Source organism: Stenotrophomonas sp. YJH_SMC_105-26, assembly GCF_059368915.1.
Genome location: NZ_JCAFSD010000004.1, coordinates 192562 through 210907 on the forward strand (window position 1 = coordinate 192562; position 18346 = coordinate 210907).

At 68.3% G+C, this 18346-nt stretch carries 21 protein-coding genes; 12 read left to right on the plus strand and 9 right to left on the minus strand.

Features of this window, described 5'->3' with window-relative positions; all coding sequences use genetic code 11:
• Positions 1–52 precede the first annotated feature (52 nt).
• The 4 genes from AC5P7F_RS12395 (at position 53) to AC5P7F_RS12410 (ending at position 3877) form a co-directional block, all read left to right on the plus strand.
• Positions 53–1114 (plus strand): ATP-binding protein, encoded by a 1062-nt coding sequence (locus AC5P7F_RS12395; protein ID WP_164077206.1) that lies wholly within the window; start codon positions 53–55, stop codon positions 1112–1114.
• Entirely contained in the window at positions 1107–2555 is a 1449-nt protein-coding gene (ntrC, locus tag AC5P7F_RS12400) for a nitrogen regulation protein NR(I) (RefSeq protein WP_164077207.1), read from the plus strand. Before AC5P7F_RS12395 ends, ntrC begins: the two co-directional genes overlap by 8 nt.
• Before the next feature lie 93 nt (positions 2556–2648).
• Positions 2649–3218, plus strand: a complete 570-nt coding sequence (locus AC5P7F_RS12405) for a superoxide dismutase family protein (protein ID WP_014645498.1) — start codon at positions 2649–2651, stop codon at positions 3216–3218.
• Positions 3219–3250: 32 nt separating this feature from the next.
• Positions 3251–3877, plus strand: coding sequence for a superoxide dismutase family protein (locus tag AC5P7F_RS12410; RefSeq protein WP_164077208.1), 627 nt, complete (start codon positions 3251–3253; stop codon positions 3875–3877).
• A 665-nt stretch (positions 3878–4542) separates the two neighbouring features.
• Here the strand turns inward: AC5P7F_RS12410 and AC5P7F_RS12415 are convergent.
• A complete protein-coding gene (locus tag AC5P7F_RS12415; RefSeq protein WP_481462440.1) occupies positions 4543–5430 on the minus strand; it encodes a hypothetical protein in 888 nt (295 codons plus the stop codon).
• A gap of 93 nt (positions 5431–5523) precedes the next feature.
• Here AC5P7F_RS12415 and AC5P7F_RS12420 point away from each other — a divergent pair, with 93 nt between their 5' ends.
• Positions 5524–6819 (plus strand): acetyl-CoA C-acetyltransferase, encoded by a 1296-nt coding sequence (locus AC5P7F_RS12420; protein WP_087786464.1) that lies wholly within the window; start codon positions 5524–5526, stop codon positions 6817–6819.
• Positions 6820–7046: 227 nt separating this feature from the next.
• Here the strand turns inward: AC5P7F_RS12420 and AC5P7F_RS12425 are convergent, their stop codons facing one another.
• The 3 genes from AC5P7F_RS12425 to AC5P7F_RS12435 form a co-directional block, all read right to left on the minus strand.
• Positions 7047–8342, minus strand: coding sequence for a heme biosynthesis HemY N-terminal domain-containing protein (locus tag AC5P7F_RS12425; protein WP_046427835.1), 1296 nt, complete (start codon positions 8340–8342; stop codon positions 7047–7049).
• 6 nt (positions 8343–8348) lie between these two features.
• Positions 8349–9326, minus strand: a complete 978-nt coding sequence (locus AC5P7F_RS12430) for a uroporphyrinogen-III C-methyltransferase (RefSeq protein ID WP_032959352.1) — start codon at positions 9324–9326, stop codon at positions 8349–8351.
• Positions 9327–9430: 104 nt separating this feature from the next.
• Complete coding sequence (locus AC5P7F_RS12435) at positions 9431–10240, minus strand: uroporphyrinogen-III synthase (protein WP_014645504.1); 810 nt, start codon at positions 10238–10240, stop codon at positions 9431–9433.
• 35 nt (positions 10241–10275) lie between these two features.
• On the opposite strand from AC5P7F_RS12435, the gene AC5P7F_RS12440 reads away from it, so the two are divergent.
• From AC5P7F_RS12440 to AC5P7F_RS12460, 5 genes are all read left to right on the plus strand, one after another.
• Positions 10276–10743: a YiiD C-terminal domain-containing protein gene (locus tag AC5P7F_RS12440; RefSeq protein ID WP_005407593.1), complete on the plus strand. Its 468-nt coding sequence runs from the start codon at positions 10276–10278 to the stop codon at positions 10741–10743.
• A gap of 32 nt (positions 10744–10775) precedes the next feature.
• Positions 10776–11201 (plus strand): hypothetical protein, encoded by a 426-nt coding sequence (locus AC5P7F_RS12445; RefSeq protein WP_014035526.1) that lies wholly within the window; start codon positions 10776–10778, stop codon positions 11199–11201.
• 57 nt (positions 11202–11258) lie between these two features.
• The gene (locus AC5P7F_RS12450) at positions 11259–11696 is read left to right on the plus strand and encodes a rhodanese-like domain-containing protein (protein WP_014645505.1); all 438 of its coding nucleotides are present in this window, start codon (positions 11259–11261) and stop codon (positions 11694–11696) included.
• Between the two features lie 99 nt (positions 11697–11795).
• Positions 11796–12314 carry a protein-export chaperone SecB gene (secB, locus tag AC5P7F_RS12455; RefSeq protein WP_005407596.1) on the plus strand — a complete coding sequence of 173 codons (519 nt, stop codon included), beginning with the start codon at positions 11796–11798 and terminating at the stop codon, positions 12312–12314.
• A gap of 20 nt (positions 12315–12334) precedes the next feature.
• Complete coding sequence (locus AC5P7F_RS12460; protein ID WP_005420929.1) at positions 12335–13360, plus strand: NAD(P)H-dependent glycerol-3-phosphate dehydrogenase; 1026 nt, start codon at positions 12335–12337, stop codon at positions 13358–13360.
• A 124-nt stretch (positions 13361–13484) separates the two neighbouring features.
• On the opposite strand, the gene AC5P7F_RS12465 is transcribed toward AC5P7F_RS12460, so the two are convergent.
• Positions 13485–13961 (minus strand): YybH family protein, encoded by a 477-nt coding sequence (locus AC5P7F_RS12465; RefSeq protein WP_164077210.1) that lies wholly within the window; start codon positions 13959–13961, stop codon positions 13485–13487.
• A 114-nt stretch (positions 13962–14075) separates the two neighbouring features.
• On the opposite strand from AC5P7F_RS12465, the gene AC5P7F_RS12470 reads away from it, so the two are divergent.
• Positions 14076–14741, plus strand: coding sequence for an Ivy family c-type lysozyme inhibitor (locus AC5P7F_RS12470; protein WP_164077211.1), 666 nt, complete (start codon positions 14076–14078; stop codon positions 14739–14741).
• A 60-nt stretch (positions 14742–14801) separates the two neighbouring features.
• On the opposite strand, the gene AC5P7F_RS12475 is transcribed toward AC5P7F_RS12470, so the two are convergent.
• From AC5P7F_RS12475 to AC5P7F_RS12490, 4 genes are all read right to left on the minus strand, one after another.
• The gene (locus AC5P7F_RS12475; protein WP_075076523.1) at positions 14802–15176 is read right to left on the minus strand and encodes a hypothetical protein; all 375 of its coding nucleotides are present in this window, start codon (positions 15174–15176) and stop codon (positions 14802–14804) included.
• Positions 15177–15663: 487 nt separating this feature from the next.
• Positions 15664–16695, minus strand: a complete 1032-nt coding sequence (gene arsB, locus AC5P7F_RS12480) for an ACR3 family arsenite efflux transporter (RefSeq protein ID WP_164077212.1) — start codon at positions 16693–16695, stop codon at positions 15664–15666.
• 13 nt (positions 16696–16708) lie between these two features.
• The gene (locus AC5P7F_RS12485; RefSeq protein WP_164077213.1) at positions 16709–17212 is read right to left on the minus strand and encodes an arsenate reductase/protein-tyrosine-phosphatase family protein; all 504 of its coding nucleotides are present in this window, start codon (positions 17210–17212) and stop codon (positions 16709–16711) included.
• A 37-nt stretch (positions 17213–17249) separates the two neighbouring features.
• Entirely contained in the window at positions 17250–17579 is a 330-nt protein-coding gene (locus AC5P7F_RS12490) for an ArsR/SmtB family transcription factor (RefSeq protein WP_014645511.1), read from the minus strand.
• A 17-nt stretch (positions 17580–17596) separates the two neighbouring features.
• Here AC5P7F_RS12490 and arsH point away from each other — a divergent pair, with 17 nt between their 5' ends.
• Positions 17597–18325 (plus strand): arsenical resistance protein ArsH, encoded by a 729-nt coding sequence (gene arsH / locus AC5P7F_RS12495; protein WP_164077214.1) that lies wholly within the window; start codon positions 17597–17599, stop codon positions 18323–18325.
• Positions 18326–18346: the final 21 nt, after the last annotated feature.

The window sequence follows — 18346 nt, forward strand, 5'->3', positions numbered from 1 at the left end:
GCCAGGAAAGGGCTCTGACCCCGAACCCCGCGTTTTGCACTACATTGGTGCAATGTCCGACCCCGCACCCCCGCCGCCCCTTGATGCCCTGGGCACGCCGCTGGCCTGGGCCGGGGCCGATGGCTGCATTGCCGGCTGCAATCCGGCCTTCGCCCGCTGGCTGGGCGTCAGCGTCCGGCGCCTGCTGGGTCGGCCATTGGCCGCACTGGAAGTGCAGGGCGAGGCACTTGCCCATTTCCTGGCCCGCGATGAGCGCGACAGCCTGCGCCTGAACCGGCTGGCGCTGGCGGTGCCCGGCGAGGCGCCGCGCTTCGCCGAGGGCTGGATGAGCCGCCGCGACGATGGTGGCTGGCTGCTGGAGGCGCATCCGGTCGATGAATTCCCCGGGCTGGACCCAACCCAGGCGCTGCCCAGTGCGCTCAGCGCGGCGCTGAAGGGCCTGGCCCACGAGCTGCGCAACCCGCTGGCCGGGCTGAAGGGCGCGGCCCAGCTGCTGGCCCGCCGCGCGGCGCAGCGCGACGCCAGCGAACGTGAGCTGATCGAACTGATCGGCTCGGAGATCGAGCGCCTCAACGGCCTTCTCGACCAGCTGCTGTCGCCGGCCCCGGCCGCGCCGCATGCGGAACTGAACATCCATGCCGCGCTGGAACGTGTGCTGCGCCTGGCCGAGAACGAGGCCGGCTGGGCGGTACGCCTGCAGCGCGACTACGACCCCAGCATTCCCGAATTCCACGGCGACGCCGACCGCCTCACCCAGGCGGTGTGGAACCTGGTGCGCAACGCGATCCAGGCCGGTGCCGGCAGCATCACCCTGCGCACCCGCGTGGAGCATGGGGTGCGCATCGCCGAGCAGTTGCACACGTTGGCCTTGCGCCTGGAAATCGCCGACGACGGCCGTGGCGTGCCCGAGGAGCTGGCCGAACACCTGTTCCTGCCGCTGGTCAGTGGCCGTGCCGAAGGCACCGGGCTGGGCCTGGCACTGGCCCAGCAGGTCGCGCGCGAGCATCGCGGCACGCTCACCTACCGCTCGCGTCCGGGCCATACCGTGTTCACCCTGCTGTTGCCGATCGGCAACGGCGCCGCTCCTGCCGAGGAGGCCCCGCGCGATGTCTGAGTCCCCCACCACCGCACAGCGCATCTGGGTGGTCGACGATGATCGTGCGGTGCGCTTCGTACTGTGCACCGCGCTGCGCGAGGCGGGGTACCAGGTCGTCGATTTCGACAGTGCCGCTCCCGCCCTGCAGGCGTTGAGCGCGGGCCCGCCACCGGCGCTGCTGTTCACCGATGTGCGCATGCCCGGCGACGATGGCCTGGTACTGCTGGACAAGCTCAAGGCCGCGTTGCCGCAGCTGCCGGTGGTGGTGATGTCGGCCTATACCGATGTCGCCAGCACCGCCGGTGCGTTCCGCGGGGGCGCGCATGAATTCCTGTCCAAGCCGTTCGACCTGGACGATGCCGTGGCGCTGGCGCAGCGTGTGCTGCCGGCCGTGGCGCCCGCGCTGGCCGCCCCCAGCCCCGCCGCCGAAACGCCCGGCGACCAGCCGCCGCAACTGGTGGGCGATACCCCGCCGATGCGTGCGCTGTTCCGCGCCATCGGTCGCCTGGCGCAGGCACCGCTGGCGGTGCTGATCACCGGCGAGACCGGCACCGGCAAGGAGCTGGTGGCCAATGCGCTGCACCGCGAATCGCCGCGTGCGCAGGGTCCGTTCGTAGCGCTCAATACCGCCGCGATCCCGGCCGAACTGCTGGAGAGCGAGCTGTTCGGCCACGAAGCTGGCGCCTTCACCGGTGCGCAACGCCGCCATGTCGGCCGCTTCGAGCAGGCCAACGGCGGCACGCTGTTCCTGGATGAGATCGGCGACATGCCGTTGCCGCTGCAGACCCGCCTGCTGCGTGTGCTGGCGCAGGGTGAGTTCTTCCGCGTCGGTGGCCGCGAGCTGATCCGCGTCGATGTGCGCGTGGTGGCCGCCACCCACCAGGATCTGGAAGGCCTGGTCGGGCAGGGCAAGTTCCGCGCCGATCTGCTGCATCGCCTGGACGTGGTGCGCCTGCAGTTGCCGCCGCTGCGTGAGCGCCGCGAGGACATCGCGCAACTGGCCAGCACGTTCCTGGCCGCCGCCGCACGCAGGCTGGATACGCCGCCTAAGCGCCTCACCGCCGCGGCTCTGCAGGCGCTGCGCGAACACGACTGGCCGGGCAACGTGCGCGAACTGGAGAACGTGTGCTGGCGGATGGCCGCGCTGGCCGCCGCCGACACCATCGGCGTGGCCGATGTCGATACCGCGCTGAACCGCGCGCGCGGCCGCCGCAACAGCGCCAGCGCAGCCGATCCGGGCCAATGGGAAGCGCTGCTGGCCGAATGGGCGCGCCGTCAGCTGGCCGAAGGCGTGGAAGGGCTGCACGCGCAGGTGCGCGAGCGGGTCGACCATGCCCTGCTGGAGGCAGCGCTGCAGATCACCCACGGTCGCCGCGCCGAAGCCGCTGCCCGCCTCGGCCTCGGCCGCAATACCCTTACCCGCAAGCTGGGCGCCGGGCGCCGCCGCGGGGGCCATTGAACGGTCCCTGCACGCGATCCTCGCGCCCGCTTGCCGAACCGTTGATCGTTCATGGACGATGCAATGCTTAGTGTCACCTGCAAGGAGTCTTCGATGCGTCTGTCCTTTGCCATCCTGCCGTTGTCCGCCGCCGTGCTGCTGTCTGCCTGTGGCAGCGCACCCAAGAAGGCCGAGCCCACCCCGCCGCCGCCCACCGTGGTCAGCGCAGCGAAGCAGGGTGAGGCCAATCTGTCTCCGGCCTCGGCCAGCATCGTCAGTGGCCGCATCGCACTGATGGTGGAGCCCGGCGGTATCCACATCACCGGCCTGATCGGTGGCCTGCAGCCGATGCAGCAGGCCGGCTTCCACATCCACGAGCGCGGCGACTGCAGCGCGGTGGATGCCAGCAGCGCCGGCAACCACTTCAACCCCGGTGGCGCCGCGCATGGCCGCGCCGGCACCGGCAAGCACCACCTGGGCGACATGGACAACCTGCGTGCCGATGCCCAGGGCCGCGCCAACGTCGATATCCACCTCAAGGGCGTTACCCTTGGCGGAGGCGCCGCCACCGATATCGCCGGACGTGCACTGGTCGTGCATGCCAACGCCGACGACTATCGCAGCCAGCCCGCCGGCAATGCCGGCGTCCGCATCGCCTGTGGCGTGATCCGGGTCGTCCGCTGATCACTGCAGGCAACATCCAGGGAGAGATTCCAATGCGTCTGATCCACACTTCGCTGTTTGCGGCCATCGCCGCGCTGGGCCTGGCGGCCTGCGGCCAGCAGCCGGCCGCTCCGCAGACGGAAACCCCGCCGGCCGCCCCGGCCGAGGGCGCCACCACCGAACCGGCCGCAACGCCAGCCCCGGCGGCTGCACCGGCTGCCGATGCCTCGGCCACCGCCGAACTGGCACCGACCCAGGGCAACGAAACCAAGGGCAGCGTCACCTTCAAGGTGGTTGATGGCAAGGTCCACGTGACCGGCCAGATCACCGGCCTGAAGCCGGGCAGCGAGCACGGCTTCCACATCCACGAGAAGGGCGACTGCAGCGCCCCGGACGGCATGAGCGCCGGCGGCCACTTCAACCCGGGCAAGCAGGATCACGGCAACATCGCCACCGATCCGCACCACGGCGGCGACATGCCCAACATCAAGGCCGACGACAAGGGCGTGGCCACCATCGACGGCCCGGTGTCGAGCAATGTCAACATCGGCAAGGGTGATGACTTCGACATCATCGGCCGCGGCCTGATCGTCCACGCCGATGCGGACGACTACAAGACCCAGCCGACCGGCAACGCCGGCGCACGCCTGGCGTGTGCGGTGATCCAGAAGGCCCCGTAAGAATCAAGGAACGCCGGCGCAAGCCGGCGTTCTTCTTTATCAGTAGTGCCGGCCGCTGGCCGGCAATCGCAGATCCGGACGTTGCCGGCCAGCGGCCGGCACTACCCGTCTTCAGCGCGCCAGCAGCTCGCGCGCGTCCTGCCCGGCCTCGCAGTGCACGAACAGCACCGCGGCCCTTTCTGCTGGAAACGGAAAACGCCGGCGCCAGCCGGCGTTTTTCATTATCGGTAGTGCCGGCCGCTGGCCGGCAATCGCAGATCCGGACGTTGCCGGCCAGCGGCCGGCACTACCCGTCTTCAGCGCGCCAGCAGCTCGCGCGCGTCCTGCCCGGCCTCGCAGTGCACGAACAGCACTGCGGCCATTTCTGCTGGAGACGGAAAACGCCGGCGCAAGCCGGCGTTCTTCATTCTCGGTAGTGCCGGCCGCTAGCCGGCAATCGCAGATCCGGACGTTGCCGGCCAGCGGCCGGCACTACCCGTCTTCAGCGCGCCAGCAGCTCGCGCGCGTCCTGCCCGGCCTCGCAGTGCACGAACAGCACTGCGCCACTTCTGCTGGAAACGGGAAACACCGGCGCAAGCCGGCGTTTTTCACTATCGGTAGTGCCGGCCGCTGGCCGGCAATCGCAGATCCGGACGTTGCCGGCCAGCGGCCGGCACTACCCGTCTTCAGCGCGCCAGCAGTTCGCGCGCGTCCTGCCCGGCCTCGCAGTGCACGAACAGCACCGGCACGCCGTGCGCTTCCAGCACCGCGGCCATCTGCCGCTGGCGCATCAGGAACTGCTCGTAGATGCCCTGCAGGCGGTCGCAGTCGTTCTTGCTGTGGTTGTAGTACGCGCACCAACCCGCCGGATCGAACAGCGCCATGCGTGCCTCGCCATGGGTATAGCGCAGCAGCGGCTCGGGCGCGGCATTGAGCCACTCGTCTTCGCCCGGCGCCATGATCGCGGTCTCGATCAGCGGCCACAGCGCCGCCAAGCCCTGGTTGTCGTACTGCATCGACATCATCGCGGCCAGGTCGTTCACGGTGAAATAGCGCGCGTGTTCGATGCGGGCACCGAAGCTGTTCTGTGCCATCAACGCGGTGTCGGCATGCGCCATGCCGTTGGCCAGCAGTGATTCTTCCAGCGCATTGGCCACCGCGTTGGTGGTGGCCACGTCGCTGCCGGTCAGCAGGAACGGCACCACGCGCAGGCCGCCCCCCACCAGGGTCGCGTCGGCCTGGAACGGCAGCGGCACATCGCCTGCGGCATCGGTGCCGAAGGCCAGCAGGCGCGGGCCCTGGTTGCGGCCCGGGGCACGCATCTGCAGTTCTTCCAGGCGGCGATGGATCGGCCAGCCCGGGCGCAGTACTTCGGCCGGGTCGAAATGGGCGGCCGCGAACACCAGGTCCAGCTCGGCCACCTGCGGCACCAGCTTGGAAAGGTCACGGCCGACGCGTTCGGCCAGTTCACCGGCCTGTTCAGCGCTGAGCACCGCCTGGCGGGGGATTTCGCCGCCGGCCAGTTCCAGGGCCAGCACGCCAAGGGCATTCATCGCGGGGTCGGGTTTGCTCATGGTTCCACGGTTGGCCCATCACAGGGCGGCAGCTACACTTGGCTCCATTATGCCTGCTCCGCCGTGCAGGCCATGTTGCAGACACCCTCATCCATGCCAGGTATCTCCATGCCCAACGCTCGTCCCGTCGCCATCCTCGGTGGCGTCCGCATTCCGTTCTGCCGCCAGAACACCGCGTATTCGGATGTCGGCAACCTCGGCATGTCGGTCCGTACGCTGGGCGCGCTGGTCGAACGTTTCGGCCTGCACGGCCAGCAGCTGGGCGAAGTGGCGATGGGTGCGGTGATCAAGCACTCCAGCGACTGGAACCTGGGCCGTGAGGCCACGCTGTCCTCCGGCCTGTCGCCGCTGACCCCGGGCATCACCCTGCAGCGCGCCTGCGGCACTTCGCTGGACAGCATCATCACCGTGGCCAACAAGATCGCGCTGGGCCAGATCGAATCGGGCATCGGTGGCGGTTCTGACACCACGTCCGACGTGCCGATCGTCTACGGCAAGAAGCTGCGTGCACGCCTGCTGGCCGCCAACCGCGCCAAGAGCACCGGCGACAAGATCCGCGCGCTCACCGCCGGCTTCAAGTTCTCCGAGCTCAAGCCCGAGTTCCCGGGCGTGGCCGAGCCGCGCACCGGCAAGAGCATGGGCGACCACTGCGAGGACATGGCCAAGGAATGGAACATCTCGCGCGACTCGCAGGATGAGTGGGCGGTGTCCTCGCACAAGAAGCTGGCCGCCGCCTATGAGCGTGGCTTCTTCAACGACCTGATCGCACCGTTCCGTGGCGTCGAGCGTGACAACATCCTGCGCCCGGATACCTCGCTGGAAAAGCTGGCCACGCTGAAGCCGGCGTTCGACAAGGTTTCCGGCCGTGGCACGCTGACCGCTGCCAATTCCACCCCGCTGACCGACGGTGCCGCTGCGGTACTGCTGGCCAGCGAAGAGTGGGCGCGCGCGCACGGCCATGAGCCGCAGGCCTACCTGCGCGACGCGCATGTCTCTGCGGTGGACTTCGTGCATGGCGAAGGCCTGCTTATGGCGCCGACCATCGCGGTGCCGGAGATGCTCAAGCGTAATGGCCTGACCCTGCAGGACTTCGACATCTACGAGATCCACGAAGCCTTCGCCGCGCAGGTGCTGTGCACCCTGCGTGCGTGGGAGAGCGAGGATTACTGCCGCAACCGCCTGGGGCTGGACGCACCGCTGGGCCGCATCGACCCGGACAAGATCAACCTGCTGGGTTCGTCGCTGGCCACCGGTCATCCGTTCGCCGCCACCGGCGCCCGCGTCATCGCCACCGCCGCCAAGCAGCTGGCCGAACGCGGCGGTGGTCGCGCGCTGGTGTCGATCTGCACCGCCGGCGGCATGGGCGTGGTGGCGATCGTCGAACGCTGATCGCTGCGACCGCGCGCCAACCAAGGTTGGCGACTACCAGAAATGCGTGCTGGATCTGCTGTGGTAGATGCCGACCTTGGTCGGCCGTGAAACGGCATCGCTCGGAAGAGGCCACGCGCCAACCAGGGTTGGCGACTACCAGGTCCCGCAGATGAAAACGCCGCCCATTGGGCGGCGTTTTTTGCTCCTGTGGGTGCCGACCGTTGGTCGGCCCACTTCAGCAGCGGTCACGGCAACCGCGGATTACCGAATTCGTCGCGCTCTTCGTTGGCGTCATACACCGGCGGCTGCACCGCGAGCGGCTGTTCTTCCACCGTGGCACGCAGTGGCGTCTCGCCGCCGCGCACCAGCGCCACGCTGTCCTCGCCGCGCTGCAGGCGCAGCGCATTGGCCAGGCACTGCGCGGCCAGCGCGTGTTCGCCACGCTGGGCGAACAGTTCACCCAGCGCTTCCCACGCCGGTGCACCGGCGCCCGCGGCGATGGCCTCGTGCAGGAACGCATCGGCGGCCTCCCACTGCTGCTGGGCCAGGGCCACGCGGCCCTGCGCCAGACGCAACGCGGCCGAGCCGTCATGCACGTTGCGCCAACGTGCGAGGTTGGCCTGGCGGGTAGCCAGGCGCTCGGCCGGCAGACGGCCATACAGCGCCACCAGTTCGTCATCCCAGCGCTGGTCCAGCGCCTGTTCCAGCGCCAGCAGCGCCGGCTCGTCCCAGTCCAGCGCCACCGCGCGGCTGGCATAGGCGCCAACCACGTCCGGAGTCGGTCGCAGTGCCTTCGGCGTGGCTTCCCACTGCGCGGCCAGCGCGTTGACGTCGGCCGCTTCCAGCAGCGCCTGTGCAGCCAGGCGTGCTTCCAGTTCACTATTGGCCTCGGCCGGCAGCACCTTGCTCTGGCGCAGTGCACCCAGCTGGCCATACGCCTCGTGGGCGCGGCCGGCCTGTGCCAGTGCCTCGGTGCGCAGCCACAGGCCGCGTGGCGGCAGCGGCTGGATCGCCGCTACGTCCAATGCGTTGATCGCATCCACCGGCAGATCGCGCGCCAGCAGCTGTTCGGCGCGCAGCAGCGCCTGCAGGGTGGCATCACTTTCGCCCAGGCGCTGCAGCAGCGCCTCGCCAGCCGGGCCGTCGGCACGTGCCTGCGCGCTGCGCACGGCGTTGGCCAGCGCCACCGCGCTCACTTCCGGATCCTTGGCGGCACCGTCCAGCAGTTTCTCGGCACGCTGCCACTGGCCGTGCTCATAGGCCTGCAGGCCGTCGATCAGGCGCACCCGGCCCTGTTTGCGGCGGTAGCGGCCCCAGGCGCGGAACGGTGCGGCGATCAGGCTCCACAGCAGCCATAGCACCAGCACCGCGATCACTGCCAGCAGCGCCACCTTCGGCAGGTTGCTGTGGTAGTCGTAGCCGCCGTAGCGCAGGGTCACTTCGCCGAAGCGGTTCAGGTCATCGGCGCCGAGCCATTGCGCAGCGACCACGCCGATGGCCACGGCCAGCAACAGCACGACCAGGGATTGCAGGGGTTTCATGCGGGCTTACCTCCGGTCGGTCTGGGTGCGCAGTTGTTGCAGGGTGCTGCCAAGGACAGCGTCGTTGGCCTGCAGCGGCAGTTCGCGCAAGGCCTTCAGTTCAGCACGTTGCGCGCGCAGGGCTGGTGAATCCGGCCAGCGCCGCTGTGCCCAGTGCTCCACGCGGTCCAATGCGGTATTGCGCCCCGCGCGGTCGCCGCGCTCGATTGCCGCACGTGCCAATGTCAGTTCCAGCTGCAGCGCGTCGTCGGCATTGCGCTGTTCGGCGGCGGTCAGCGGGCCGTTCTGGCGGCTCGGGGTGATGTCCACGAACGGCGCCAGAGCTGCCTGCCACCAGGGTTTGGCGGTGCTGCTGCCGGTCGTGCCGGTGATCTGCGAAGGCAGGCCCTGCAGTGCCCTGCCCACAGCATCCAGACGCTGCAGCGACTGCACGCGTGGGCCGCTGCCGAGCGCATCCAGTGCCTCGCGCTCCTGCACCAGCGCCTGGCGCAGGTTCAGGCCATCACTGTCGGGCAGTTCGGCCAGTGCCGTCGCGGCCTGGGCGTACAACCGGCGTGCGCCTTCCACATCGTCGGCGTAGTTCAGGCGCTGCGCGGCCTGGGTCAGCAGCAGTTCGGCCTCATCGCGCTGTACCGCCTGGCGGCCCTGGTTGGCGCTGTCGGCCAGCTTGGCCAGGTTCTCTTCCAGCAATGCGCTGCGCTGGGAAAGGCCCAGCATCTCGTCGCGCAGCACGCGGTTGGTGGCGGCCGCGTCCTGCAGGCGCTGGCTGGTCGCGCGCTGGTCACGACGCAGCGCATCCAGCGTGGCCTCCAGGCCCTTCAGCTGGACAGCCGTGGTCTGTGCCTGCGCTGCCTGTTCGTTCTGTTGCTGTTGCCAGACATACCAGCCGGCATAGCCGCCCACGCCGAGCACGACCACACCGGCCAGCGGCAGCAGCCAGCGCACGGGTCGACGGGGCGGGGAAACGGGCGGAGTGTCGTTCATCGGGCTTCCTTGTCGGCAACGTCGCCGGTCGGGGGCCGGCAGGCCGCGTTGTGCACAGCATCACTGTTGCCGACGACAGCGGCAAGCGTGACCCACGTCCCTGTTCAGGTCGCTGCCGGGACGGTGAGCGTGGCGTGTGCGGCCGCCACCAGCTGCGCGCTGGTGGGGCCTGCCGCGCGCACGACATGCTGCAGGCCCAGTGCCCGGGCCTGTTCGCCGAGGCGATCACTGGCCACCACGGCAGTCGCGTGCGCCTGCAGACGCTGCTGCAAGGGCGGCGGAAGCTGCTGCCAGAAATGCTGCAGCGCTTCGCCACTGCTCACCGCCAGCATCCACGGCTGCGCTGAATGCGCCAATCGGGCCAGCGCACGGGGCGGCAGGTGCAGAAGGCGACGCTGGTAGATGTCGGCACGTTCGATTGTGGCGCCGGCCGCCTGGAGCTGCGCGGCAATCAGGCCACGCCCGCCGGGCGCGGTCACCAGGCCGATGCGCAGGCCCTGTACGTCAGCCAGCACCGGCAGCGCCAGCAGGCCTTCACTGTCCATCCGCTGCGGCGCGTGCACCTCGGTGATGCCGTGTGCCCGCAATGCGCGCGCGGTGCCTTCGCCGACGGTCAGCCACGGGCTGCGCTGGGCCTCGGCCAGCGGCAGCAGGGTGGCGGCCGCGGTCACGGCGGCCGGGCTGGTGAACACCACCCGATCGCAGTTCAGCGCGCGTTGCAGCTGACGCACCACAGGCGTGCCATGCAGGCGCTGCAGGCGCCAGGGCGCCAGGGCCAGGACATCCCCGCCCAGCCCAGCAACGGCGCGGCGCAGCGCCACATTCTGGCCCCGCGGGCGCAGCGAGATCAGGGTCCAGCGCGCGCCGGAACGGGTGGCGCCAGTGGGTATCGTATGGTCGGCCATTGCCTGCATTATGCGGGCCCTTCGTTGTCGTGGTCGCTGCTCCGATGTCCGTTGATGCCCTGACTTCCTCGTTGGCCGCCCTGCAGGACGTGCTGGACTGCATGCCGGCGGTGCGCGCCATGCAGATCCAGCTCGACGGCTATGCCGATGGCGTGCTGCGCATCACCGCGCCGCTGGCCGCCAACGTCAACGACAAGGGCAACGCCTTCGGCGGCAGCCTGGCCTCGGTGCTGACCCTGTCCGGCTGGGCGCTGGTCAGCCTGCGCCTGCGCCTGGCCGGCCACGATGCCGAGGTCTACGTGGCCGACAGCAACCTGCGCTACCTGGCCCCGGTCTACGAAGACCTGCACGCCCACGCCGAAGCGGCCGAGGCCACCGGCTGGGATGCCTTCCTGAACACCTTCCGGCAGCGCCGCAAGGCCCGCATCAGCATCATCGCCACCCAGCCCGGCGCCGATGGCAAGCCCGCCGCCGAATTCAGCGGTCGCTTCGTTGCCTTCGCCAAAGGGTAGGATGGCAGGCTGACGTTCTGGGGAAACCACTGATGCGCCGCCTGATCCAGTTCCTGATCTGTTCCCTGCTGCTGGCCAGTGCCGTGGCCTCGGCCGACGACCTCAGCCGCAAGCAGCGCAAGCTGCTGGAAGAGACCCAGATCGCCTACGGGGCGACCATCCGCTGGGGCAGCATGGACGATGCCATCGGCTACCTCGACCCCAAGCTGCGCAAGGAAAAGCCGCCCACCGAGTTCGAGCTCAACCGTTACGCGCAGCTGCGCGTGTCGTCCTACCGCGAACGCAGCAGTGCCTCACTGGACGGGGGACTGGTCGAGCGGCGGGTCGAAATCGGGGTGATCAACCAGAACACCCAGGCCGAGCGCACGGTGGTCGTGGTCGAGCGCTGGCGCTGGGACCCGGAAGCCAAGCGCTGGTGGCAGACCGCCGGCCTGCCGGACCTGTGGAAGGGGCAGTGACGGGCCGCGTCCGGCTTGTGCGACAATCGGCGCCCGCTTAATCGACCCGTGACCTGAGTGAATTACGAAGAGTTGCTGGCCTTTGCAGGCCGAAACCCGATGCTGTCCGCGGCCCTGGTCGGCCTGACCGTGGCCATCATCGTCACCGAGATCCGCCGCCTGTTCCGGGGCTTCAAGGGCATCAAGCCCGCCGAACTGACCCAGCTGATCAACGCGGGCGGCACGGTGGTGGTCGACCTGTCGGCCAGCGGTGACTTCGAGAAGGGCCACATTGCCGGCAGCCGCAACGCCCAGGCCAGTGCCTTCGGCCCGGACCACAAGCTGGTGGCCAACGCCAAGCAGTCGCCGGTGGTGCTGGTGTGCCGCAGCGGCAACGCCTCGGAAACCGCCGCCAAGGCGCTGAAGAAGGCCGGCTTCGAAAAGGTCTACGTGCTCGACGGCGGCATTCCCGCCTGGCAGCAGGCCGAGCTGCCGCTGGTCAAGGGCCGCAACTGATTGCCGCAGGTGGCGGATCCGGCCTTGTATGGGCCTGATCCCGCCCCCATCGCAGTAATTCGACCATCGTTTTCATTGCATTCATTGGAGTTACTGGAAATGTCCGAAGAGATCACCAACGGCGCTGCTGCGCCGGTCGATGCCGCCACCGGCCCCGCTTTCACCGTCGAGAAGATCTACGTCAAGGACGTCTCCTTCGAGTCGCCGAACGCCCCGACCATCTTCAATGACCAGGTGCAGCCGGAGCTGCAGCTGAACCTGAACCAGCAGGTGCAGCGCCTGGGTGAGAACGCCTTCGAAGTCGTGCTGGCCGTGACCCTGACCTGCCAGGCCGGTGAGCGCACCGCCTACGTGGCCGAAGTGAAGCAGGCCGGCGTGTTCGGCCTGGTCGGCCTGGACCCGCAGTCGATCGACGTGCTGCTCGGCACCCAGTGCCCGAACATCCTGTTCCCGTACGTGCGCCAGCTGATCAGCGACCTGATCCAGGCCGGCGGCTTCCCGCCGTTCTTCCTGCAGCCGATCAACTTCGAAGGCCTGTACGCAGAAACCCTGCGCCAGCGCCAGGAGCAGGGCGACGCACCGTCGCTGGCTGACTCCGAGCCGGCTGGCAACGCCTGATTCCTGCCGCGACGTCACGGATGAGCACTCCCGCTGACAAAATCGCCGTGCTGGGCGCCGGTTCCTGGGGAACCGCGCTGGCCAGCCTGCTCGCACGGCACGGTCACCCGACCGTGCTGTGGGGGCGCGACGCTGCCGTGGTCGAGGCCATCGACCAGCGCCACGAGAACCCGCGCTACCTGCCGGGCATCCCGCTGCCGGACAGCCTGCGTGCCACCACCGACCTGGCGTCGGCGGTGGAAGGCGCGGCCTGGATCCTGGTGGTGACCCCGTCGCATGCCTTCGGTGAAACCGTGCGTGCGCTGGCGCCGCTGCGTCCGGCCGGTGCCGGCGTGGCCTGGGCCACCAAGGGCTTCGAACCCGGTTCGGGCCGTTTCCTGCATGAAGTGGCGCGCGAAGTGCTGGGCGAGGACGTGCCGCTGGCCGTCGTCACCGGGCCATCGTTCGCCAAGGAAGTAACCCAGGGCCTGCCCACCGCGATCACCGTGCACGGCGACGTGCCCGAGTTCGCGCAGACGGTGGCCGAGGCGATGCATGGCCCGGCGTTCCGCGCCTACACCGGCGACGACATGGTCGGTGCCGAGCTGGGCGGTGCGATGAAGAACGTGCTGGCGGTGGCCACCGGCGTGGCCGATGGCATGCAGCTGGGCCTCAACGCCCGTGCCGGCCTGATCACCCGCGGTCTCAATGAAATGCTGCGCCTGGCTGCGGCGATCGGCGCCAAGCCGGAAACGCTGATGGGCCTGGCCGGCCTGGGCGATCTGGTGCTGACCTGCACCGGCGATCTGTCGCGCAACCGTCGCCTGGGCCTGGCCCTGGGCCGTGGCCAGACGCTGCAGGATGCCGTGCGCGAAATCGGCCAGGTGGTCGAGTCGGTGCAGACCGCCGACGAAGTGATGCGACAGGCACGCCGCCATGGCATCGACCTGCCGATCTCCGACGGCGTGCGTGCCGTGCTGCACGGCGAGCAGACCCCGGAAGAAGGCCTGCGCGCACTGCTGGCGCGGGAACAGAAACCGGAATACCCGGACACGCTGTTCAAGTGAATCGAAAAACCCCGGCCACGTGCCGGGGTTTTTTATGTGCGCGAGCCATCCACGCATGGCGTGGATCTACTGCCGAACCCGCTTCTGGTAGCTGCCAACCTTGGTTGGCGCCCGACGGCGGCAATCACCGCGCCCGTGGCGGCGCGCTGGTGTTGTCCATGTCCGAGAAGATCAACCACGGCCCGTCGCCCACGCGCTTCAGCGTCAGCGTGAACTTGCCGGTGTCCCCCTCGTTGCTGCCGTAGCGATACGCACCAATGATGTAGCCCGTGTTGCCCTCCACCGAGTGAGCCAACGCCCGCAGCCGCAACGGACTGCCGCCCTGGCCGGCATACGCGGCCTTGATCGCAGTACGCCCGCGCACCGGCGGCTGGTTGCTCTGCAGTACAAAACCATCCTCGGCAAACAGCGCAGCCAATGCCTTGGCATCAGCCGAGCGCCACGCCCGCTCGTAATCGCGCAGTACGCGCTCCAGCGGTGCGGGCAGGGCTGCGCCCGGGAGAGGCTGTGCAGGCATCGCGTTTTCTGCATCGTGGGCAATTGCCGGCGATGCCATCAGCAGGGCACTGCAGAAGATCTTGGCGAGTCGTGTACGGCGCATGCGTCCGGCTCCAGGCGATGACGGGACGCTACGAACGCATCCTGGCACGGTGCTGGTTAGAATCACGCGGCTGCCGATTTGCTGGATGCAGCGCAGATCAGACAAGGACAGGGAATGAAGATTCGAATCACAGGGATGGCACTGACGGTCGCATTGCTGGCCGCCTGCGGGCAGGCACCGGCACCCGATGCAGCACCAGCCGCACCAGCACCGGCCACAGAAGCACCTGCGGCCACGGCAACGGTGGGCGAGAAGGCGCCATCCATCGAAGATGGCGTGGATCCCTCGGTGTGGGACAACGAAGGCGAACCGGAAGACCCGAGTGCCGGCGGCGAACTCACCTGCGCGGACAACCCGCTGGCGACGCATTTCTTCACCCTGGTGGGCGGCAATACCGTGGACGACTGCGGCCGCAAGGACCCGAAGGTGCTGGCCGCGTTCAACGCCCTGATGAAGGACACAGCCGCAGCCGAATCCGCCGACAGGGAGATTCCATCGCTGCGCGAACGCCTGTTGAGCGGGCCCAGCGGTCCTGGTGAGCTGCTGGTGCTGCAGGGCGAGCCGTGGTGGTTCTATACCGCCTGCCAGGCCCACGACTGCCCCGGCACCGCGTTGGCGATGCTGTATTCGCCGACGGAGGCGAAGATGGTCGGCCGTCTTACCGCGCGCTGTCGTGTGTGGTGGCTGGGTGAGCCGACGGCGGAACAACGTGCGCAGATTGAACAACGCCAGCCACTGCAGGATGCCGCGTTGAAGGAAGACAGCGCACTCTGCGAGTGATGTGACGCGCTCCGCAGCGCCGAATCCTACCCGGCGGAATCGCGGGCGTTGTCGCCCGCGTCACCCTTCCGGCCGCATACGCGCGCTGGCCTGTGCGTTCATGGCCAGGCACGCCATGATCAGCCCTTCCATCACCCGGTCGCCCACGTACTCGGCCTCCGCGCCGTTCTGGCGTACGCGTTCGGCCGCCAGCAGCAGTTCCAGCGTCACGCGCTGGCTTGCCAACGCACAGTCCGCATCGGCCAGCGCCATGCAGCGGCCCGGCATCTGGTGACGCTCCGGCCAGGGCTGGCCGTCGGCGGCCGCGCCTTTGCCGATGCGGCGAAGCGTGGCGATGAAGGCGTTCGGATCGGTCGCAGCCGCGTGCTCTGGCGGCCCACCGCCAGTGGCGGATGAGCGATGCGGATGCAGGCGAGGGAAGTCCGGTGTGGTCATGGCAGTGCTCCGTGCAGGACAGACGGTAGCCGCCACACAAAGGTGGCGGGCGGAGACGTGGCTCGAAAACCGGGAGATCACGAACAAGACCGGCAGGCGCAAGGCCTCCACGCTCCGCCCGCCATAGCCGGCAGACGGAATGCCAGCCGGCGCCACGCGGGGTGACGCCGGCTGGCAAGCGCAAACAACGTTCGTGATCTAACGGGTTTTCGAGGCCCGGCCACCGATTTTCCGGTGGCCCGCCATCTGTACCGCTGTCGCTGCGCAACGCCAATCAGACGAGTTGCAAACAGCGTTTGATCGAAGACGCTTTCAGCATTCTTGCATGCTGTTAAGCCGTCGCGGACGCAGGTGCCGCAACGTCCGTGGCAGCGTGGGGAATATGCGACATGGTTCGAACTTGATGACAGGGATATGGGTACCCCACCAAGCCGATGACGACAGTGCGGAGCGAAGAACGTAAATCGAACTCGCCCCACTCTGGTTGTCAGCGCTCTTGGGGTCTTTCGTACCAGGCCTGAGTACGGTTGACGATCCGCACCACGGACAGCATGACCGGCACCTCGATCAGCACGCCCACCACCGTCGCCAGCGCCGCCCCGGAATGCACGCCGAACAGTCCCACCGCAGTTGCCACCGCCAGTTCGAAGAAGTTGCTGGCACCAATAAGCGCTGACGGGCCTGCCACGCAATGTGCCACGCCCAGCCGACGGTTGAGCAGGTAGGCCAGGCCCGAGGTGAAATAGACCTGGATCAGGATCGGCACGGCAATCAGCGCGATTACCAGCGGTTGCTTCACGATCTGCTGGCCCTGGAACCCGAACAGCACCACCAGCGTCAGCAGCAGCGCGGACAGGGACAGCGGCCCCAACCTTCGAAGCGTGAGTTGCAGGCCCGCCTCGCCGCTGCGCAAAAGGATCCAGTGCTGCAGCAGTGCAGCAGCCAGCACCGGCACCACGATGTAGAGACCAACGGACAGCAACAGCGTATCCCACGGTACGGTGATCGCCGACAGGCCGAGCAGCAGTGCAACCACCGGCGCGTAGGCAACCACCATGATCGCGTCGTTCAACGCCACCTGGCTCAGGGTGAAGTTGGCATCACCGCGGCACAGGTTGCTCCACACGAACACCATGGCGGTGCAGGGTGCGGCTGCCAGCAGGATCAGCCCGGCGATGTAGCTGTCGATCTGTGCTGCGGGCAGCCAGCCGGCGAAGGCATGGCGCAGGAACAGCCAGCCCAGCAGCGCCATCGAGAACGGCTTGACCGCCCAGTTGATGAACAGTGTTACCCCGATGCCCTTCCAGTGTTGCTGCAACTGGCGCATCGCGCGGAAGTCGACCTTCAGCAGCATCGGGATGATCATCAGCCAGATCAGCACCGCAACCGGCAGATTGACCTTGGCCACTTCGGCGGACGCCAGCACCGCGAAGGCACCGGGCAGGACGTGGCCCAGCAGCGTGCCCATCGCAATGCACAGCACAACCCACAGCGTCAGGTGTCGCTCGAACAGGCTCATGGCAGTGGCACCGTCACTGCGCGCCGTCGGTCGGCAACAGCTGGCCGATCCGGTCCAGCGCGTGCTGCAGCGCTTCGCGTTCGGACCACACCGATTCGGGCAGTGCGAGCAGCGCACGCAGGCGGGTTTTCACGATGGCATGGGCGAGCGCGAAGGCTGCGGCCTTGTCGGCATCGCTGCCTGCCACGGCGGCCGGATCGGGCAGGCCCCAATGGCTGCGGATGAAGTCACCGAACACCACTGGGCAAGCTTCGGCAGCGGCCGCATCACACACGGTGATGACCAGGTCCATGGGCGCTGCATCCACGAACTCGTCCCATGATTTGCTGCGCAGCCCTTCAACGGGCATTCCTTCGGCATGCAGTTGTGCCAGCGCGAACGGATTGACCTGGCCGGTGGGCTGGCTGCCCGCACTGAATGCCCTGAAGCGATCGCCGCCCCAGGCGCGCAGGGTGGCTTCAGCCAGCACGCTGCGCGCGCTGTTGCCGGTGCAGAGGAACAGGACATTGCGGGTCATGTGGCAATCGCTTCGATGGGGTGGGTCGTGTGCGGTATCAGCACTTGCAGGCGGGTTCGGCGGGGACGCACTGGTTGCTGGGTGAGCCCGCGCAACAGTTGTGCGTGAGGTACTCGATCAAGCCGTTCATGGCATCGAAGTTGGCCCGATAGCAGACGTTGCGGCCCTGGTTCTCGCTCTCCACCAGCCCGGCCTGCACCAGCTCCTTCAGGTGGAAGCTGAGCGTGGCTGGGGGCACCTGCAGGGCCGTAGCGATGTCGCCCGCCATGCGCCCTGCCGGGCCGGCCTCCACCAGCAGGCGGAAGGCAGCCAGCCGGGTGGCATGACCGAGGGCGGTCAGGGCGGAGATTGCATTCGATGTTTCCATATTTCTAGAATAATCGAATGAATGAGCCAATCACAAGCCTGGACCTGCCCAACCTGGTGGAATCGTCATTGCCCCAGCCCAATCATCACCAGCTCGCCGCGGCAGATCTGGGGCCGCCGCGCATCCTCCTGCTCTACGGCTCGCTGCGGCCCCAGTCGTTCAGCCGCAAGCTGGCGCTGGAAGCCGAGCGACTGCTGCGCCATCTGGGGTGCGAAACCCGGGTGTTCGACCCGCATGCGCTGCCGATGCTGGACAGCGTGGACCCGCACCACACTGAAGTGCAGCGACTGCGCGAATGGTCGCAGTGGTCGGAAGGCCAGGTATGGGTCAGCCCCGAGCGGCATGGCACGGTCACCGGCGTGTTCAAGAACCAGATCGACTGGTTGCCGCTGGAAGATGGCAGCGTGCGGCCCACGCAGGGCAGGACGCTGGCGGTGATGCAGGTGAGCGGCGGCTCGCAGTCGTTCAACACGGTCAACGCGTTGCGCGTGCTTGGTCGTTGGATGCGCATGCTGACCATCCCCAACCAGTCGTCGGTGGCCAAGGCCTGGCAGGAATTCGATGACGACGGCCGGATGAAGCCCTCGCCGTACTACGATCGGGTGGTGGATGTGATGGAAGAGCTGGTGAAGTTCACCCTGCTGACGCGGGGCCGGTCGGACTACCTGGTAGACCGTTACAGCGAGCGGAAGGGCGACGCGCACGCCGCGGCATTGGCGCGGGCTGCAGAGGCTACGGCTTCCTGATCCTCATTGGTGCCGATGTGA

Excerpts from the sequence above, each read along its gene's own strand:
- AC5P7F_RS12395 (WP_164077206.1), top strand. The coding sequence starts at position 53 with ATGTCCGACCCCGCACCCCCGCCGCCCCTTGATGCCCTGGGCACGCCG.
- AC5P7F_RS12430 (WP_032959352.1), bottom strand. The coding sequence starts at position 9,326 with ATGAACGACACTCCGCCCGTTTCCCCGCCCCGTCGACCCGTGCGCTGG.
- AC5P7F_RS12460 (WP_005420929.1), top strand. The coding sequence starts at position 12,335 with ATGAGCACTCCCGCTGACAAAATCGCCGTGCTGGGCGCCGGTTCCTGG.
- AC5P7F_RS12475 (WP_075076523.1), bottom strand. The coding sequence starts at position 15,176 with ATGACCACACCGGACTTCCCTCGCCTGCATCCGCATCGCTCATCCGCC.
- AC5P7F_RS12485 (WP_164077213.1), bottom strand. The coding sequence starts at position 17,212 with ATGACCCGCAATGTCCTGTTCCTCTGCACCGGCAACAGCGCGCGCAGC.
- AC5P7F_RS12445 (WP_014035526.1), top strand. The coding sequence starts at position 10,776 with ATGCGCCGCCTGATCCAGTTCCTGATCTGTTCCCTGCTGCTGGCCAGT.
- arsH (WP_164077214.1), top strand. The coding sequence starts at position 17,597 with ATGAATGAGCCAATCACAAGCCTGGACCTGCCCAACCTGGTGGAATCG.
- AC5P7F_RS12405 (WP_014645498.1), top strand. The coding sequence starts at position 2,649 with ATGCGTCTGTCCTTTGCCATCCTGCCGTTGTCCGCCGCCGTGCTGCTG.
- arsB (WP_164077212.1), bottom strand. The coding sequence starts at position 16,695 with ATGAGCCTGTTCGAGCGACACCTGACGCTGTGGGTTGTGCTGTGCATT.
- AC5P7F_RS12435 (WP_014645504.1), bottom strand. The coding sequence starts at position 10,240 with ATGCAGGCAATGGCCGACCATACGATACCCACTGGCGCCACCCGTTCC.
- AC5P7F_RS12465 (WP_164077210.1), bottom strand. The coding sequence starts at position 13,961 with ATGCGCCGTACACGACTCGCCAAGATCTTCTGCAGTGCCCTGCTGATG.
- AC5P7F_RS12415 (WP_481462440.1), bottom strand. The coding sequence starts at position 5,430 with ATGAGCAAACCCGACCCCGCGATGAATGCCCTTGGCGTGCTGGCCCTG.
- AC5P7F_RS12420 (WP_087786464.1), top strand. The coding sequence starts at position 5,524 with ATGCCAGGTATCTCCATGCCCAACGCTCGTCCCGTCGCCATCCTCGGT.
- AC5P7F_RS12440 (WP_005407593.1), top strand. The coding sequence starts at position 10,276 with ATGTCCGTTGATGCCCTGACTTCCTCGTTGGCCGCCCTGCAGGACGTG.
- secB (WP_005407596.1), top strand. The coding sequence starts at position 11,796 with ATGTCCGAAGAGATCACCAACGGCGCTGCTGCGCCGGTCGATGCCGCC.
- AC5P7F_RS12410 (WP_164077208.1), top strand. The coding sequence starts at position 3,251 with ATGCGTCTGATCCACACTTCGCTGTTTGCGGCCATCGCCGCGCTGGGC.
- AC5P7F_RS12425 (WP_046427835.1), bottom strand. The coding sequence starts at position 8,342 with ATGAAACCCCTGCAATCCCTGGTCGTGCTGTTGCTGGCCGTGGCCATC.
- AC5P7F_RS12470 (WP_164077211.1), top strand. The coding sequence starts at position 14,076 with ATGAAGATTCGAATCACAGGGATGGCACTGACGGTCGCATTGCTGGCC.
- ntrC (WP_164077207.1), top strand. The coding sequence starts at position 1,107 with ATGTCTGAGTCCCCCACCACCGCACAGCGCATCTGGGTGGTCGACGAT.
- AC5P7F_RS12490 (WP_014645511.1), bottom strand. The coding sequence starts at position 17,579 with ATGGAAACATCGAATGCAATCTCCGCCCTGACCGCCCTCGGTCATGCC.